Annotated in this window: 13 protein-coding genes; 9 read left to right on the forward strand and 4 right to left on the reverse strand. The window is 64.2% G+C overall.

Annotated elements, in window-relative coordinates:
* The first annotated feature begins 1 nt into the window (after position 1).
* From J0I79_RS10955 to J0I79_RS10965, 3 genes are all read left to right on the forward strand, one after another.
* Complete coding sequence (locus J0I79_RS10955) at positions 2-811, forward strand: ABC transporter ATP-binding protein (protein ID WP_292857558.1); 810 nt, start codon at positions 2-4, stop codon at positions 809-811.
* Positions 812-825: 14 nt separating this feature from the next.
* Positions 826-2199, forward strand: a complete 1374-nt coding sequence (locus J0I79_RS10960; protein ID WP_292857561.1) for an MlaD family protein — start codon at positions 826-828, stop codon at positions 2197-2199.
* An 88-nt stretch (positions 2200-2287) separates the two neighbouring features.
* Positions 2288-2884, forward strand: coding sequence for an ABC-type transport auxiliary lipoprotein family protein (locus tag J0I79_RS10965; protein ID WP_292857564.1), 597 nt, complete (start codon positions 2288-2290; stop codon positions 2882-2884).
* Positions 2885-3188: 304 nt separating this feature from the next.
* On the opposite strand, the gene J0I79_RS10970 is transcribed toward J0I79_RS10965, so the two are convergent.
* The gene (locus J0I79_RS10970) at positions 3189-9770 is read right to left on the reverse strand and encodes a kinesin (RefSeq protein WP_292857567.1); all 6582 of its coding nucleotides are present in this window, start codon (positions 9768-9770) and stop codon (positions 3189-3191) included.
* A 272-nt stretch (positions 9771-10042) separates the two neighbouring features.
* Between J0I79_RS10970 and J0I79_RS10975 the strand changes: the two genes are divergently transcribed.
* From J0I79_RS10975 to J0I79_RS10985, 3 genes are all read left to right on the forward strand, one after another.
* Positions 10043-10411, forward strand: a complete 369-nt coding sequence (locus J0I79_RS10975; RefSeq protein WP_292857570.1) for an Hpt domain-containing protein — start codon at positions 10043-10045, stop codon at positions 10409-10411.
* Positions 10412-10512: 101 nt separating this feature from the next.
* A complete protein-coding gene (locus J0I79_RS10980; protein ID WP_137931040.1) occupies positions 10513-10833 on the forward strand; it encodes a 2Fe-2S iron-sulfur cluster-binding protein in 321 nt (106 codons plus the stop codon).
* Positions 10834-10921: 88 nt separating this feature from the next.
* Positions 10922-11953: an NAD(P)/FAD-dependent oxidoreductase gene (locus J0I79_RS10985; RefSeq protein ID WP_292857652.1), complete on the forward strand. Its 1032-nt coding sequence runs from the start codon at positions 10922-10924 to the stop codon at positions 11951-11953.
* A gap of 4 nt (positions 11954-11957) precedes the next feature.
* Here the strand turns inward: J0I79_RS10985 and J0I79_RS10990 are convergent, their stop codons facing one another.
* Positions 11958-13439: an MDR family MFS transporter gene (locus tag J0I79_RS10990; protein WP_292857591.1), complete on the reverse strand. Its 1482-nt coding sequence runs from the start codon at positions 13437-13439 to the stop codon at positions 11958-11960.
* Between the two features lie 231 nt (positions 13440-13670).
* Positions 13671-14291 carry a DUF922 domain-containing Zn-dependent protease gene (locus J0I79_RS10995; protein ID WP_292857593.1) on the reverse strand — a complete coding sequence of 207 codons (621 nt, stop codon included), beginning with the start codon at positions 14289-14291 and terminating at the stop codon, positions 13671-13673.
* 98 nt (positions 14292-14389) lie between these two features.
* On the opposite strand from J0I79_RS10995, the gene folP reads away from it, so the two are divergent.
* From folP to folK, 3 genes are read left to right on the forward strand one after another with little or no spacing between them, the layout of a single operon-like run.
* Positions 14390-15253, forward strand: a complete 864-nt coding sequence (folP, locus tag J0I79_RS11000) for a dihydropteroate synthase (RefSeq protein ID WP_292857595.1) — start codon at positions 14390-14392, stop codon at positions 15251-15253.
* A 4-nt stretch (positions 15254-15257) separates the two neighbouring features.
* The gene (gene folB, locus J0I79_RS11005) at positions 15258-15617 is read left to right on the forward strand and encodes a dihydroneopterin aldolase (protein ID WP_292857597.1); all 360 of its coding nucleotides are present in this window, start codon (positions 15258-15260) and stop codon (positions 15615-15617) included.
* Complete coding sequence (gene folK, locus J0I79_RS11010; RefSeq protein WP_292857599.1) at positions 15601-16119, forward strand: 2-amino-4-hydroxy-6-hydroxymethyldihydropteridine diphosphokinase; 519 nt, start codon at positions 15601-15603, stop codon at positions 16117-16119. Before folB ends, folK begins: the two co-directional genes overlap by 17 nt.
* A 23-nt stretch (positions 16120-16142) precedes the next feature.
* Here the strand turns inward: folK and J0I79_RS11015 are convergent, their stop codons facing one another.
* Positions 16143-16700, reverse strand: a complete 558-nt coding sequence (locus J0I79_RS11015) for a cytochrome b (protein WP_292857601.1) — start codon at positions 16698-16700, stop codon at positions 16143-16145.
* Between the last annotated feature and the right edge of the window lie 54 nt (positions 16701-16754).

Consider the following 16754-nt stretch of genomic DNA (forward strand, 5'->3'; position numbering starts at 1 on the left):
GATGGCACAGGGCAACGGAGTGACCACTGAAGCGCAGAACGAAAGCGAGTTCGTGCTGTCGGTGACCGACGTTACCGTCGCCATCGAGGACAAGCTGATCCTCGACAAGCTTTCGCTCGACATAAAGCGCGGCGAAATCCTGGGTTTCGTCGGAGCCTCGGGCGCCGGCAAGTCCGTCCTGTTGCGAACCATTCTCGGGCTGATGCCCAAGCAGTCAGGAACGATCAAGCTGTTCGGCGTCGATGTCGACAAGGCGAGCGATATCGAGAGGCTGCGCATCGACATGCGGCTTGGCGTGCTGTTTCAGCATGGCGCGTTGTTTTCGGCGCTGACCGTGCTGGAAAACGTGCAGGTGCCGATGCGCGAGTATCTCGACCTGCCGAGAAAGCTGATGGACGAGCTCGCGCTGCTGAAGATCGAGCTCGTCGGGCTGCCGCCGGACGCGGCGCAGAAATTTCCCTCCGAACTCTCCGGCGGCATGATCAAGCGCGCGGCACTTGCGCGCGCCCTGGCGCTCGATCCGGACATCGTCTTCCTCGACGAGCCGACCTCGGGCCTCGATCCGATCAGCGCGGCCGAGTTCGACGAACTCGTCGTCAAGCTGCGCGACACCATGGATCTGACCGTTTACATGGTCACGCACGATCTCGACACGCTGTTCACCGCCTGCGACCACGTCGCGGTGCTGGGCAAGAAAAAGGTGTTGGTCGAAGGCACCATAGACGACATGCTGAAGAGCGAAGAACCGTGGGTAAAATCCTATTTCCGCGGAAAACGCGCCCGACAACTTGATCTTGCCGCACGTGCATAGCCATAAGTGAAGCAATGGAAACCAGAGCCAACTACGTCATTGTCGGCATTTTTACGCTGGTTGCGATCCTGGCGGCCTTCGCCTTCGTCTACTGGACGGCGGCGATCGGCGACAAGGGCGAGACCACGCTGCTGCGCGTGCGCATTCCTGGCTCTGCCTCCGGTCTTGGCCGCGGCAGCTTCGTGCTGTTCAACGGCGTGAAGGTCGGCGACGTCAAGCGCGTCTATATCGACGTCGACAATCCAACCGTCGCCATCGCCGATACCGAAATCGACCGCATGACGCCGATCACCAAGTCGACGCAGGCCGATATCGGCCTTGCCGGCCTCACCGGACAGGCCAATATCGAACTCAAGGGGGCTGACCCCAAGGAAGTGAAGCTGCTCGACCAGGCGGAAAAGGAAGGCAAGGTTGCCGAAATCATCGCCAACCCTTCCGCCGTGACCAACCTTTTGCAGACGGCGCAGACCATTTTTACCCGCGCCGACAAGGTGCTCTCGGACCTTGAAGGGTTCACCAAGGATGTGCGCGGACCGCTGACGCAGACCGTGCAGAACGTTCAGACCTTCTCGGATGCACTGGCCAAGAATTCGGACGGGATCGACAAGTTCCTGTCCAGCGTCAGCGCGCTGTCCGACGAGCTGAAGGGCGTTTCCGGCAAGCTCGACGGCACGCTGAAGGCTGCGGAAGGCCTGCTCAACGCGGTCGACAGGGACAAGATCAAGAGCATCGTCGCCAACGTCGATACTGTGACCGCGAACCTCAAGGAAACGTCGCAGCAGCTGGACGGCGTCATCAAGAACGTCGACACGGCGGTCGGATCCGTCAACGACTTCGCCAAGCAGACGCAGGGCACGCTGGCCAAGGTCGACGGCGTGCTCGACGGCATCGATCCGGCGCAGGTGCGCACGGCGCTCGCCAACATCCAGAAGGCCAGCGAAAGCGCCGACAAGGCCGCGGCCGACATTGCCGTTGTAACCGACAAGTTCGCCAGCCGCGCCGATGACATCGACCAGACGATCAAGGACGCCAGGCAGCTTGCACAACGCCTCAACGACGCTTCCGTGCGTGTCGATGGCATTCTGGCCAAGGTCGATACGCTGCTTGGTTCGGGGCAGGCGGACGGTGTGATGGCCGACGCCCGGGATACGTTGAAATCGTTCAAGCAGGTCGCCGATACGCTGAATGCGCGGCTCGGCGTCATCACCGACAATCTGGCCCGTTTCTCCGGCCAGGGGCTGTCGAATGTCGAGGCGCTGGTGCAGGACAGCCGTCGCTCGATCGGGCGCATCGAGGAGGCGGTGACCGATCTCAGCCGCAATCCGCAGCGCATTCTTTCGGGTGGTGACGGCGAGGTTCGCCAGTTTGATGGCAGGGCGCGACGTTGACTTCAGTCTCGGCCAGCCTCAGAAACGTTCATTGCGGATGTGAGCTAATTTCGAGATCGATAGATAACGGGGACAGCAGGGGTCGCGCGTGAAGTCTATTGTGTCCAGATCGGGCCTGGCATTGCTTGCCCTGGCCCTTGCCAGCTGCGCGGCGCTGCCGGGTGGCGGACCCGCACCGCTCGATACGTTCGAACTGTCGGCGCCTTCAGTCGGTGCGCATGGCCATAGCCGCCGCCAGATTCTGATCGCCCAGCCCTCGGCGCTCAAGGCGCTGGACAGCCAGAACATCGTCATCAAGCCTTCCGCGCGCTCGATCCAGTATCTGAAGGGCGCCCAATGGGCCGACCGCTTGCCGCTGATCGTGCAGGCGCGGCTGGCCGAGACGTTCCAGCGCTCGGGCAGCTTTGCCGGCGTCGGCAAGCCGGGCGAGGGCCTGGCGATCGATTATCAGGTGATCGTCGAGATCCGCTCCTTCGAGGTGCGCGTCGACGGCGGCGAGCATGCCGAGGTCGATCTGTTCGTACGGCTGCTGAACGACCGCAATGGCGAGGTGAAGGCTTCCAAGAGCTTCACGGCGTCCGCGCCAGTTTCGGGCAGCGGCAACGCGGCCTATGTCGGCGCGCTGGACAATGCGTTCGGCGATGCCGCGAAACAGATCGTTCGCTGGACCGATTCAGTTATCTGAGCCGAAACCAAGAGAGTTGCTGAAACGTCGGCGCTGCCCCTCATTGCCCTGCCGGGCATTTCTCCCCGTATAGTGATGCCGTTATTGACGGTTTCGCCAATCTCCGACGTTGCGGAATAGGGCGTCAGCGATGCAGCCATCTCCCTTCTCCCCGTCACTATACGGGGAGAAGGTGTCGGCAGGCGGATGAGGGGCGGCGCCGACCGACGGGTATCTGATGCGTCTTACATCAACAGCTCACCGTCGGGCATAAAACGAAAAAGGCGGGAGACTTGTCTCCCGCCTTTTTTGATTCGGCCAAGCCTCAGTGCAGGCGGCCGCTGGCATGAGCCAGCATGGTGTAGACCTTGCCGGTGTCCGACGTGAGATAGGTCTGCGCCATGATGTTGTCGCGATCGTTGCGCGAGACATCCTTGAGCAGCTTCTCGAAATCGTCGCAATAACGGTCGACGGCGGCGCGGAATTCGGCCTCGGCCTGATACTTGCGGCGGATCTCGTCGAACGTCTGCTGGCCCTTCAGCGTGTAAAGCCGGCGCGTGAACACGTCGCGCTCGCCGCGCCGATAGCGGTTCCACAGTTCGATCGACGCATCGTGGTCGATGGCCCGCGCGATGTCGACCGACAGCGAGTTCAACGATTCCACGACATGCAGCGGCGAACGCTGGGCAGGGGCGGCGCGCGGTGTTTCCGCGGGCGCCTGGGGCGCTGCCGGCCGGAGGTCGGCTTCGTTCGACGCCGCGCTCAGGAGGTCACGCACCCAGCCGCCCTGCGGCGCACGGGTGTTGGCGTCGGCACGCGGGCGTGATGCCGTTTCGGCCGGACGCTCGAGGTCGAGCGTGCCGCGCAGCCCGGCGCCGCCCAACGGCGCTTGAGGCGTACGCAGTTCGGGCTGCGGCGCCGGAGCGCGGCGCGGCGGCTCGGCGGGGCGTGCCGCCGGTGCCTGGGGCGCCGGACGCAGCGGGCGCGGCTCCGAGCCGTCGCCGCCGCCACGGCCTGACTTGGCGACGATGTCCGAGAGCTCCTTCAGGGCGTTGATCTGCTCGGAGACGGCGCGGCGGATGGCGGATGTCGATTCCTTCGCCTCTTCCGGCATCTCGATGACGCCCTTCTTGAGCTCGGCGCGGGTGAGGTCGAGCTCGCTCTTGATCGAACCGGCGGTGCGCCGCATCTCCTCGGTCGCGTCGGCGAAGCGCTTGGTTGCCGAATCGACGACATCGGTGATCGCGTTGCGGATCTTGTCGGCCGATTCCATCGTCTTGCCTTCGGCGTTCTGCAGCGTCTGGCCGACCAGGTTCTCGAACGAGCGCATGACGCGTTCGAGATCTTCCGACTTCTTGACGAGGCCGACGGCGAGATCCTCGAGCGACGACTGCCTTTCCAGCGTGTGCTCGAGGTTGCTCTGGGCCGAGCTCAAGAGATCCGAAGCGCTCGCCAGCAGACGGCTGTGCTCGTCGAACTTGGTGGCGATCGAAGCCACTTCGCGCAAGGTCGACGACGACAGTTCCGTCAGCCTCGTGGTGTTCGAATCGACCAGACGCGCCGAGCTGGCGAAAGTCTGCGCCGCCTTTTCCGTGGTGGCGGCGAAGCTTTGCGTGCTGCCGGTCAGGCGTTCGTCGACCTGGCCGAGGTTGACGGCGGCCTGTTCGATCAGCTGACCGAGCTGCGAACTGGACTTGGTCATGCGGCCGATGAGGTCGGCGACGCTGTCGGACAGCGAGGAGCGGGCGCCTTCGACCGCCGACAAGGTCTCGGCGGTGCGGCTGGCGAGCGCATTGACCAGCGCGGCATTTTCGCTGCGCAGCTTTTCGGTGGCGCGTTCGGTGACCTCTTCCATGCTCTTTTGCAGTTCCGAGCCGCCCTGGGCAAAACGCTCGACCAGCGGACGGGCGGTTTCGTCGAGGATCTTCGACATCTCGGCCGACCGCGCCGCGAGCATCGTGTTGAGCTCGCGGGTGTTGGCGCCGATCGTCTTGGCGGCATCGTTGGTGCTCTGGCCGATATGCTGGCCGACCGCGGTGAAGGTCTCGGCGATCACATTGGCGCGCGAAACCAGTTGCGCCTCGGCGGTCGAAACCTGCTCGTTGAGCCTCTGGCCCATCGTCTCGGTCGTATAGGCGAGGCGGTTCTCGACGCTGGCGATCTGCTCTTCGACACGGGCGGCCGCGGCCGCCGCGCTCGACGCAAGACGCTCGTCGGCGCCGGCAAGCGCCTGCTCGATTTCGCGGGCGTGCACGGCCATCTCCTGGCCGGTCTGGCGCGCACGGTCCGCGACCCTCTGCTCGGTGCTGGCAAAGGCTCCGACAATGGTTTCCGCGTGCTCGCCGATGGTCGAGGTGCTGTTGGCGATGCGCGAGACGAGGCGCTGATCGGCATCATCAAAGATACGGCCGATTTCGGACGCACGGCTGGACAGTGCGTCGGAACCTTCGGCGATGCGAGCGACCAGCTGCTGGTCGGCGGCATCGAAGATGCGGCCGAGGTCGGAAGCGCGCGCCGCAAGCGCCTCGGCCGATTCGCCGATGCGCATGCCGAGCCGTTGATCAGCACTTTCGAAGTTGCGCAGGATGTCGCCGGCGCGGGCCGCCAGAGACTGCGCCGTCTCGACGGCGCGGGCAACCAGCTTCTGGTCGGCGGCGTCGAAGGCCCCGGCGATTTCGCTCGCACGGGCGGCAAGCTGATCGGCAGTGTCCTGGGCCCGGGCGGCCAACTGGTCCGTGGTTGCCTGCGCGCGGGCGGCAAGCTTCTGATCCGCGACATCGAACGTGCCGGCGATCTCGCCGGCGCGGGCAGCCAACTGGTCGGCGGCTTCCTGGGCGCGCGCCATCAGCGAGCTGGACGTATCGTCGGCGCGAGCGAGAAGCGCGTTCGACGTATCCTCGGCCCGGGCGTGCAGGCGACGATCGGCTTCCTCGAAGGTGCGGGCGATGTCCTCGGCGCGCGCCAGAAGCGCGGCGGAGGTCTGTTCGGCGCGCTCGGCGATCTTGCGATCGGCGTCGCTGAACGCCGCGCCAGCCTGCTCATGCAGCGTGCTGGTGACCTCCAGGACCTTTTCACGCAGGGCGCCGGCAACGAAGACCGCGCTCTTTTCCAGTACGCTGCGGACATTGTCGACGCCGGTGGAGAGCGCGCGTTCCATCGTCCCCGCGCGTTCCTCGATGATGCCGGTCTGCCGGCTGAAGGCCTGCTCGATCTTCTCGACATCGGCCGCGATGACGGCCGAAATATCGGTGCTCCTGGCAGCGATCTGGTCGATATGGCCTGACAGCGAACGGTCGACATCCTTGCGGGCGTCGGCGAGCTTGGCGAGGTCGTCTTCCAGCGCGCGGCTCAGCATGTTGCGGCCGTCGGCTAGCTTGCCGACATGGCCGGCGATGATGTCGTCCATCTCGCCGCGGCTTTCGGTCAGCCTCTGCAGATCGGCTTCCAGCGCGCGTTTGAGAATGTCGCGGCCTTCGGACAGCTTCTCGACCTGGCCGGCAACGAGCCCGTCGATGCTGGAGCGGCTTTCGGCGAGCTTGGCCAGGTCGGCCTCCAGCGCGCGCTTCAGCACATCGCGGCCTTCGGCCAGTTTCTCCACCTGGCCGGCGACGAGCCCGTCGATGCTGGAGCGGCTTTCGGCCAGCTTGGCAAGATCGGCTTCCAGCGCGCGCTTCAAGACATCGCGGCCCTCGGCAAGTTTCTCGACCTGGCCTGCGACGAGCCCGTCGATGCTGGAGCGGCTCTCGGCCAGCTTGGCGAGATCGTCCTCCAGCGCCCTGGAGAGGTTCGAACGCTCCTGGACAAGCCGTTCGGCGTGGTTGTTGGCATGACCACTTACAGTCAGCAGGTCAGCCTCCAGGGCCCTCGACAGAGTCGAACGATCCTGGGCAAGCCGATCCGTGTGGCTGTTGACGTGGGTGGCGACAGCCTCAAGATCGGTATCGAGCGCTTTCGACAGTGCGGTGCGCTCCTGGACCAGGCGGTCGGAGTGGTCGTTGACGTGCTTAGCGACCGTCTCCAGGTCGGTTTCAAGCGCCTTCGACAGCGCGGAGCGCTCCAGGGCGAGTCGGTCGGAATGGCTGTTGACGAGACCGTTGACGCTTTCGAGATCGGCTTCGAGGGCTCGGGTGAACTGGGCGCGGTCATCGACCAGTTTCTGCGACTGGTCGGCTACGGTGTTCCGGACCGCATTGAGGTCGGCTTCCAATGCACGCCGCAGGATGTCGCGGCCTTCCGCCAGCTTTTCGACCTGGCCCGTCACCAGACCATCGATGCTGGAGCGGCTTTCGGCGAGCTTGGCGAGGTCGTCCTCAAGCGCCTTGGACAGGGTGGAGCGATCCTGGACGAGCTTGTTCATGTGATCGGCGATGACGCTGTTCACATTCTGCAGGTCGGCTTCCAGAACACGCGAAAGCTGCCCGCGGTCCTCCGCCAGCTTTTCCGACTGGCTCGATATGACACCCTTGATGGTGTTGAGGTCCGATTCCAGCGCGCGCTTGAGAATATCGCGGCCCTCGGCCAGCTTCTCGACCTGGCCGGCGACCAGCCCGTCGATGCTCGACCGGCTTTCCGCCAGCTTGGCAAGGTCGGCTTCGAGCATCTGCGACAACAGGCTGCGGTCGTTGGCGAGCCGCCCGGAATGGTCGTCGAGCAGGCCCCTTATGCCCGAAAGGTCGCTCTCAAGCGAACGGCCAAGCTGGCTGCGGTCCTCGGCTATTTTCGCCGAATGCGCCTCGATCAGGCTCTTGATGCCGGCGATGTCGTTCTCCAGGGCCTTGGCGAGCACCGCGCGGCCCTCGGCGATCTTTTCGACCTGACCCGCGACAAGTCCGTCGATGCCGGCGCGGCTGTCGGACAGTTTGCCGAGATCGGCCTCCAGGGCACGCGACAGGATGTTGCGGCCTTCGGCGAGCTTTCCGACATGTCCGGCGACCATTTCATCAATGATCGTACGGGCTTGGACGAGCTTTCCGGAGTCTTCGTTGAGAGCCAGGGAGAGCCGGTTGCGGCCTTCTTCCAGCCTTTCGAGGTGGCTGCCGAGCGAAGCATCGATGGCAGCGCGCGATTCGTTGACCTTGCGCAAATCCTCTTCGAGCGCGCGCGCGATCAGATTGCGGCCCTCGGCCAGCTTCTGCACCTGATTGGTCACTGCGGCATCGATGCCGGCGCGGCCTTCGGCGAATTTCGCCAGATCCGCCTGCATGGCCGCTGCCATGCGCTCGCGGCTCTCGGACAGTTTGCGGCTGTGGTTCTCGACGGCTTCCTCTATGCCCACGCGTGCGTCGGCCAGGCGCTGTATGTCGCTGTCGAAGGAACGCGAGACGACATGACGCGCCGCCTCCATGCGCCCGGCGAAGTCGCTGGCGCGAGCCTCCAGCATGGAGGAGGTGGAGGTGACGATGTCGGCCATGTCGGCGCCGATCTGGGTCTTGCCCTGATCGATCATCGCAGCCAGCGTATCCTTGCTCTCGGCGAAGGTGTGGGCGATTTCACGGGCGCGTTCGACCAGCGTCTCGTTGATCTGGCGGGCGCGCGCCTCTAGCGCTGCGTTGAGCTTCTGCGTGCCGGTGTCCAGCGCTTCTGCGCGGGTCTGGAACTCGCTGATCAGCGCCTGGCCGCGTTCGGCCAGAGTGCGCTCGATGCCGTTGAGGCTGGCCTCGAATTCCGAGCTCAGCGTACGCGCGGCGCCGCCAAGCAGCGACACCATGCCGGTGGTGCGGTCGTCGAGCAGGTCGGTCAGCGACCGGGTCAGGCCGTCTGTCGTGTCCGTCAGCTTGGCGATGCGCGTATCGAGCAGGCTGGCGAAGGCCTCGCCCGAGGTCGACAGGCGGTCGGTGATGTTGTCGAGCCGGCCTTCCACCGAATCGAAGATCGACATTGAGCTTTCGTTGATGCGGTCGATCAGCGTGTCGCCGGAATTGGTGATCGTCATCGACAGCTTGGTCGAGGCGTTGAGGATCGAGTCGCGGATGATGTCGCTGGCGGCGCCGATCTCGTCCCTGAGCGTCTCATGCGCGCCGGCGATCGAGGCGCGGACGCGTTCGGCATGGGTGACGACCGCCTCGCGCTCGCTGCCGAGGCCATCGACGAGCGAACGGATGCGGTTCTCGTTTTCAGAATAGGAGCGCTCGATCTGGTTGACTTCGCTGTGCACCAGCGTTTCCAGTTCCACGGCGCGGGCGAGCGTGCGCTCGATGCCTTCGCCCATCGCCGCCACCTCGCGGCGAACGGCCTGGCCGATCATCATGACGCGATCCTGCGCCATGTTTTCCGGCTCGGTCAGGCGGAAGGCCACTTCCGTCATCGATTGCGCGGCGATGCGCATGTCCTGGGCGCGGCGAATCATTGCCGCGAAGGCCCAGAACAGGATCACCGGCACGATTGCCGCGACCGCCAGGCCGATCAGCTCGGGGCGGGCAAAGAACTGGTCGAGCGTGCGGATCTGCCAGATGCTCGGTCCGAAAAGCAGGTTCGCCAGGCCGCCCGCACCCGCGATCCAGGCGAGCGAGACGAAGGCGATGACCCAGTAGATGGTGTTGGAGGCGCGCCGGTTGAGGCTGTGAAGAAGCGTCTTGTAATCCTTCTGGCGGTCGTCGTTGGCTGGCGCGAAACCGGCTGGCTGGGCGCTGGCGCGCGTCTCGACCGGGCGCAGTTCTGCCGGTTTGGCTTTGGGCGCGGGCTTTGCCGGTTGGGCCTGGCTGACGACGGGTGCGGGCTGCTGGTTGCGTCCCTCGCGGGCCAGTTCGTCGGCCGCCTGGGATATCTGCGCTTCCAGATCTTCCATCGAAGCGGCGATGTCGAGGTCGCCGCTGCCGGCGTCGCTGCCGAGGTCTATGTCGAGCGCTTTTTCCAGTTCCCTGGCCACGTCGCTGTCGAGATTTCTTGTCGTCGTTGGTTTCTTCGCCATGCCTTCGCTACCCTGTACTAGCTGCCGCGGGCTTATAATTCTGGTTGTCGTACCCCCGCACAGGAGGCTGAAAAATGGACCTTCGTATCGTAATGACACAGGGGGGTAAAGAAAACATGCATTCCGCGGGATACGTAAAACTTTAAATATAAGGTTAACGGAAGCGTGATTTGGGCGCCGCTTTCGCAACATTTTTCCGCGCCATTCATTAACCCGTTGTCCACTGGATTCGCCTAATTTTCCGGGCGGCCAAAGTAACGGAGTTCGAGTTCATGCGTGGCGAAAGCGGCATTGCCTTCTCAATGCCCGGGGGCGACGTATCGGGAACCAGGCAGTCCCGGCCGGTCGATTTGGCACACCTTTCCCGGCAGACGATGGGTGACCGCGCCCTGGAGCAGGAAGTGCTGGCGCTGTTTGTACAGCAGGCGCTGTCGGTGCGCGACAAAATAGTCGATGCTGATCTCAAGGATCGGCTCTTGCTCGCCCATGGGCTGAAAGGGTCGGCACGCGGCGTCGGCGCCTTTGCTATCGCCGATTGCGCCGCCGAGATCGAACAACGGCCGCAAGACAGCCAGACGCTCAAGCGCCTTGGCAAGCTGATCGACGAAGTGCGCGATTTCATCGCCGCCATCAGCCGCTGATTTCAGTTTGCGACAAAAACGTCACCGGGCGGCGCTTTCGCGCGGCAGTTGACTTGTTCGCCGGAGTGATTATCTCGGCGGAAACTCGCTTCAGGTGACAAATGACCAAGCTGACCTTCATCGCCCATGACGGCACACATTTCGACGTGGATGCCGAAAACGGCTCGACGGTCATGGAGAACGCCATCCGCAATGCCGTTCCGGGTATAGAGGCCGAGTGCGGGGGCGCCTGCGCCTGCGCGACCTGCCATGTCTATGTCGACGAAGCCTGGACGGCCGAAGTCGGCGAGCCCGAGGCGATGGAGGAGGACATGCTGGACTTCGCCTACGACGTCCAGCCGAACTCGCGTTTGTCGTGCCAGATCAAGGTGCGCGACGCGCTTGACGGTCTGGTCGTGCGCGTGCCCGAACGGCAAGGCTGAACATCGCCATCAGCGATTTTTCCCGCTGGCGCTTGGCAGCGGGCCAATGCTCATGCAGTCTCGGCTGGTCTTTCGCAGCGAGGCAGGCATGACCGGCATCATCAGCACAGACGTCCTCATTGTCGGGGCAGGGCCGGTCGGCCTGTTCGCCGTGTTCGAACTCGGTCTGCTGGACCTGAAATGCCACTTGATCGATATTCTTGACAAGCCCGGTGGCCAATGCGCCGAACTCTATCCGGAAAAGCCGATCTACGACATTCCCGGATGGCCTTCGATCTCGGCGCAGGGCCTCGTCGACAAGCTCCTGGAGCAGGTCGCGCCGTTCAAGCCGGAGTTCACCTACAACCGCATGGTTTCCAGCCTCGAGAAGCTGGAGGACGGCGGCTTCCGCGTCGTCACCGACGAGAACGAAGTGTTCGAGGCCAAGGTAGTGGTGATCGCCGCCGGCGGCGGTTCGTTCCAGCCCAAACGCCCGCCGATTCCGGGCATCGAGGCTTACGAAGGCAAGAGCGTCTTCTATTCGGTACGGCGCATGGAGGATTTCCGCGGCCATGATCTCGTCATTGTCGGCGGCGGCGATTCGGCGCTCGACTGGACGCTCAACCTGCAGCCGGTGGCAAAGAGCGTGACGCTGGTTCACCGGAGGCCGGAGTTCCGTGCCGCGCCTGACAGCGTCAACAAGATGTACGCCATGCAGGAGATGAAGGAGCTGGAATTCCGCGTCGGCCATGTGACCGCGCTGACGGGCGCCGACGGCCAGCTTTCATCAGCCGTCATCAAGGGTGGCCCGGACGGCGACATCGAGGTGCCCTGCACGCGCATGCTGCCCTTCTTTGGGTTGACCATGAAGCTCGGTCCGATCGCGGAGTGGGGGCTCAATCTCCACGAGAACCTGATCCCGGTCGACACCGAGAAATTCCAGACATCGGTCCCCGGCATTTTCGCGGTTGGCGACATCAACTGGTATCCCGGCAAGCTGAAGCTGATCCTGTCGGGCTTCCACGAAGTCGCGCTCATGGCGCAGGCGGCCAAGCGCATCGTCAGCCCCGGGGAGCGCATCGTGTTCCAGTACACGACCTCGTCGACCAGTCTGCAGAAGAAGCTCGGCGTCTCCGAATAAGGCTTTACTCCGACAGGATCGGCGCGGGATCGTCGATATGGCCGCGAAGCTCTTTCTCCGGCATCAGCGTCAGCGTGACGAGCCCCAGCAATAGGGTGACGGCGGCGACGAGAAAGATCATCACGAAGGGTTGGACCGACGCGATATGTCCGGTCACCTGCACGCCTTCGCCGGCCAGCGGCAGGCCAAAGCCCAGGGCGACGGCGCCGAGCATCGCCACACCCAGGGCACTGCCCAGCGAGCGCAGGAAGGTCAGCACACCCGTCGCGACGCCGAGATGGATGCGGTCGACGGCATTCTGCACCGAGACGGTGGTGACCGGAAATGTCGTCCCGGTTCCCAGCCCGATACAGACGGTCAGCACCTCGACGACCAGCAGCGATGCATGGCCGGCTACAAAGGCGAGCAGGCCCAGGCACAATATCGAGAAGATGACGCCGAACATCGCAATTCGCTTGTAGTGGGTGAAGCGCGGTATCAGGCGGCCGCTGGAGGCGGCGCCGGCCACGGTTCCAAGCAGAAGGCCGAGCATTGCAATGCCGGACTCGCTTGCCGTCAGGCCGATGATCGATTGCAGATAGACGGGCAGATACACGGCAAGGCCGACGCTGGAGGCCTGCAGCAGGAACATCGACAGCGTGCCGGCCAGGACGATCGGGTTGCCCAGCACTTCGAGCGAGATGAGCGGTTCGGCCGCCCGCATCAGCCTCAGGGCAAAGGCGCCCCAGAAAACCGCGGAGCAGGCCAGCACGCCGATGACTTCCGGCGATATCCAGGGATAGGCGCTGCCGCCCCAGTTCAGCGCCAGCAGCAGCAGGGCGGTGGCCACGATGAGCAGCAATGCGCCGAGGCCGTCGATGCTGTGGTTCTTGGCGGCGATCGGCAGCTTCTTGAGCGGCCTGTTGATGATGGCCATGGCAAGGAAGCCGAGCGGGATGTTGATCCAGAAGATCAGCGACCAGTGCAGATGTTCGGCGAAGGTGCCGCCCAGCAGCGGCCCGGCGACGCTGGCGACGGCCCAAGTGCCGGAAAACCACGCGGCATAGCGCGCCCGTTCGCGTGGCGGGACGAGGTCGCCGACCACGGTCTGCGTCAGCGCGAACAGGCCACCGCCGCCGGCACCCTGGATCGCGCGCCCCAGCACAAGGACGAACATGTTGGGCGCCAGCGCGCTGACCAGTGATCCGGCCAGAAAGATCAGGATCGCGGCATAGACGGTCGGCCGGCGCCCATAGACGTCGGAAATCTTGCCGTAGAGCGGCGCCACGGCGGTCGCCGTCAGCAGATAGCCGGTGACGATCCATGGCAGGTAATCGGCATGGCCAAGCGCGCGCCCGATGGTCGGCATGGCCGGCGCGACGATGGTCTGGTCGAGCGCCGCCAGCAGCATCGACAGCAGAACGCCGCCGATGATGGCATTCTTTTCGCTTTCGCTCAGCGGCGCGGCTGTAGCCGCCATTGCCTGCTTGTCGACAGCCTGATCCATAAGAGTTCGTCCGTATGCTTGCGCGCTTTGCCGCTCACCGATTGGGCTTCATGACTGGTCTGCCGGCCGCGCTATCGGTCGTGGTGTTCGTTCTTGCCGGGGTGACCTGCCAACCCATGATATGTCGCCCGATATAGGCCGATTTCGACCGGCGCTCGAAAAAAATCCAAAGCTGGCATCATGCTTCGGTTCGATTGGCTTGCCGGCAGGGGTTTGACGCAGCAACCAGAGTTACGCCGGCGGCAGCTGGCCATTTTCGATGCGCTCCATACGGTAGCGCAGGAGCCGCAGGATGCGGCTCTCGAAATTGACGCCTTCGACGCGATCGAACTGCACCTGGGCGCGGTCATGCTTGGCGAGGATGTCGGCTGTGATCTCGGCGGCCTTGACCTTTGCCGCGTCGCAATCCTTTTGCGGATAGCTCGCCTTCAGCGCGTCTTCCAGTTCGCGGGCGTGATTCTTGGCGATTTCGACGTGGCGCTCCTCGTGGCGCTTGATGTCGGCCGACAGCGTGTCCCAGAACAGCCGCACATCGGCGTCCGCCTTTCGCGGCCGGCGCCATTCCGGGAGGATCACCTTGACCTTGACGGTCACGACGGCGTCGGCGATCCGGCAGGAGCCTCGTTGCGCCGCATAGCTGATACGGGTTGTGAAGGCCATCTGCGTGGCCCCGGGGTGGCGCGAGCCGGTGCTTTTGACTTGCGGCCCGTGTTTGGAAAGCTGCTTCTCGATATCGTCGAGCGTGCTGCCGCCGATGGAAAAATAGCTGTATGTCTTGACCAGATTGGCCGCGCCCGCCGGCAGGGCGGTTACAGCAAGCAGCAATGCGCAGAGCAGGGGTCGTTTCATCATGTTGCCTCTCGATCCACCTTGCTTTACGGCCATTGCCGGCGCAACGGAATTGATCCTTTGCGGATCACGCATCCTTGATGAACCATGGTTGGTATCCAATGACGGCGAGGCAATGGCAACTGGCCCATGGACGCCATATCGACCTCGGCGGCAAGGCCGTGGTCGTCGGGATCCTAAACGTCACCCCCGACAGCTTCTCCGATGGCGGCCTTTTTCATGACCCAGAAACGGCGCTGATTCAGGCCCGGCGCTTGATGGCGGAAGGGGCGGGGATCATCGACGTCGGCGGGGAATCGACCCGCCCCGGCTCCGCCGCTATATCGGCCGGCGAGGAGCAGGCGCGCATCCTGCCCGTGATCGAGGCTTTGTCGAAATCCGGCGATGTGCTGATTTCCGTCGACACCTATCGTGCCGACACCGCGCGGCTCGCGGTGGCCGCGGGCGCGCATATCGTCAACGATGTCTGGGGCCTGCAGCGCGAACCCGAGATCGCGAGGGTCGCGGCGCAAACCGGCGCGGGGCTGATCATCATGCACACCGGACGGGATCGCGAAAAGCTGCCCGATGTGATCGCCGATCAGTTCATGTTCCTCGAAAAATCACTGGAGATCGCGCGCCGGTACGGCATCGCGGACGATCACATCGTGCTCGATCCCGGTTTCGGTTTCGCCAAGGAGACGGCGGAGGAAAACCTCGACCTGATGGCGCGTTTTTCGGAACTGCACGCACTCGGCTTCCCGCTGATGGCCGGTACCTCGCGAAAACGTTTCATTGGCACCGTCACCGGCCGCGATGCGGCCGACCGCGCCGCCGGAACGGCGGCGACGAGCGCCATTCTCAGGCTCAAGGGCGCGCATCTGTTTCGCGTCCATGATGTCGCAATCAACGTGGACGCGCTGGCCATGGCGGATGCTATGCTGGCGCGACAAACCGCCAAGCCGGACCACAGATCGGAACGCTGACCCCATGTATGTCATCCGCATGAAGAACTGCGCCTTCTTTGCCCGGCACGGCGTGCTGGACGAGGAGGAGAGGCTTGGCCAGCGCTTCTATGTCGACGCGTCTCTGACTGTCGAACCGGGACGTGCGCTGGTCGACGACGCCATCGGGGAAACCGTGAATTACGGTGTCGCTTTCACGGTGATCGAGGAGATCATCACCGGACACAGGCGCTTCCTGATCGAGGCGCTGGCACTCGAGGTGGCGAAGGCGCTGACGTCGCGCTTTCCGCAGATCCGTAAGGCCGAGATCACGGTGCGCAAGCCGAACGCTCCGGTACCCGGCGTGCTCGATTATGTCGAGGTGACCGTTGTCTGGCCAGAGTAACACCGTTTATATCAGCCTCGGCGGCAATCTCGGCGACCCGGCCGCCTCGATGGCCGCGGCGCTTCGCCTGCTCGACGCCGACGCGGAGACAAATGTCACCGCCGTCTCCTCGCTCTACCGCACGCCCCCCTGGGGAAAGCTCGACCAGCCGGATTTCCTCAACGCCGCCGCCGGCCTGTCGACCCGGCTTTCACCTCGGGAACTGCTCGACCTCTGCCTCGAAGCGGAACGCAAGCTGAAGCGTGTTCGGGAAGAGCGGTGGGGGCCGCGTCTGATCGATATCGACATCCTGGTGTTCGGCGAACGCGTCATCCACGAGACGGGGCTCGAAGTTCCGCATCCGCGCATGCTGGAGCGGGCTTTCGTGCTGGCGCCGCTGGCCGAGATCGCGCCCGATCTGGCGGTTGGCGGAAAAACTGTGGCCGAGCGCCTCGGCGGGGTCGATGCGGCCGGCATCGAGCGGTTGCCATCCGGCCGTGACTGGTGGCTGGGGCGGAGCTGAGCGTTGTAAGGGGCAGTTCCCGACTACAGCATCCTCGCCAGTACGCCATCCCTGCGGAAAAAATGATGCCAAAGCGCTGCCAGCACATGCAGGCTGAGGATCGCGTAAAGGCAATAGGCGCCATATTCGTGGATCCGGGCGGCGACTTTCTCCAGAGGCTTGTCGAGCGGCAGGAGGTCGGGCCACTGGAACAGCCCGAACCATGGCAGGTCATGGCCACCGGCCGCAGAGGTCACATATCCAGCGAGCGGCATGAGGATCATCAGCACGTAGAGCAGCATGTGCGTGCAACGGGCGGCATAGTGAACCAAGGCGCCAAACGGCTGGCGATTGGCCGGTTCGCCTAGGGAAAGCCTGAGCGGCAGGCGGATCGCTATCAAGACCAGCGCCGTCATGCCGAGCGACTTGTGCACGTCGAGCAGGGCGCGGCGCAGCGGCGTTCCCGGCTCGAGATACGAGCAGTAGAGGCCGATCGCGAGCGCCGAGATGATGACAATGGCCATCAGCCAGTGCAGAACGCGCTGGGATGGCCGGTACCGCGACGACGGCATATCCGAGGCGGCCTCGGTGACAGTGGACATGGGCTCTCCGGCGGTCTCGAAAACGATGAGACCCAGGCGATCGGCCGGAATGTG

Origin of the sequence: Mesorhizobium sp. (assembly GCF_017306585.1) — a bacterium.
In the GTDB taxonomy this organism is placed as follows: domain Bacteria; phylum Pseudomonadota; class Alphaproteobacteria; order Rhizobiales; family Rhizobiaceae; genus Mesorhizobium.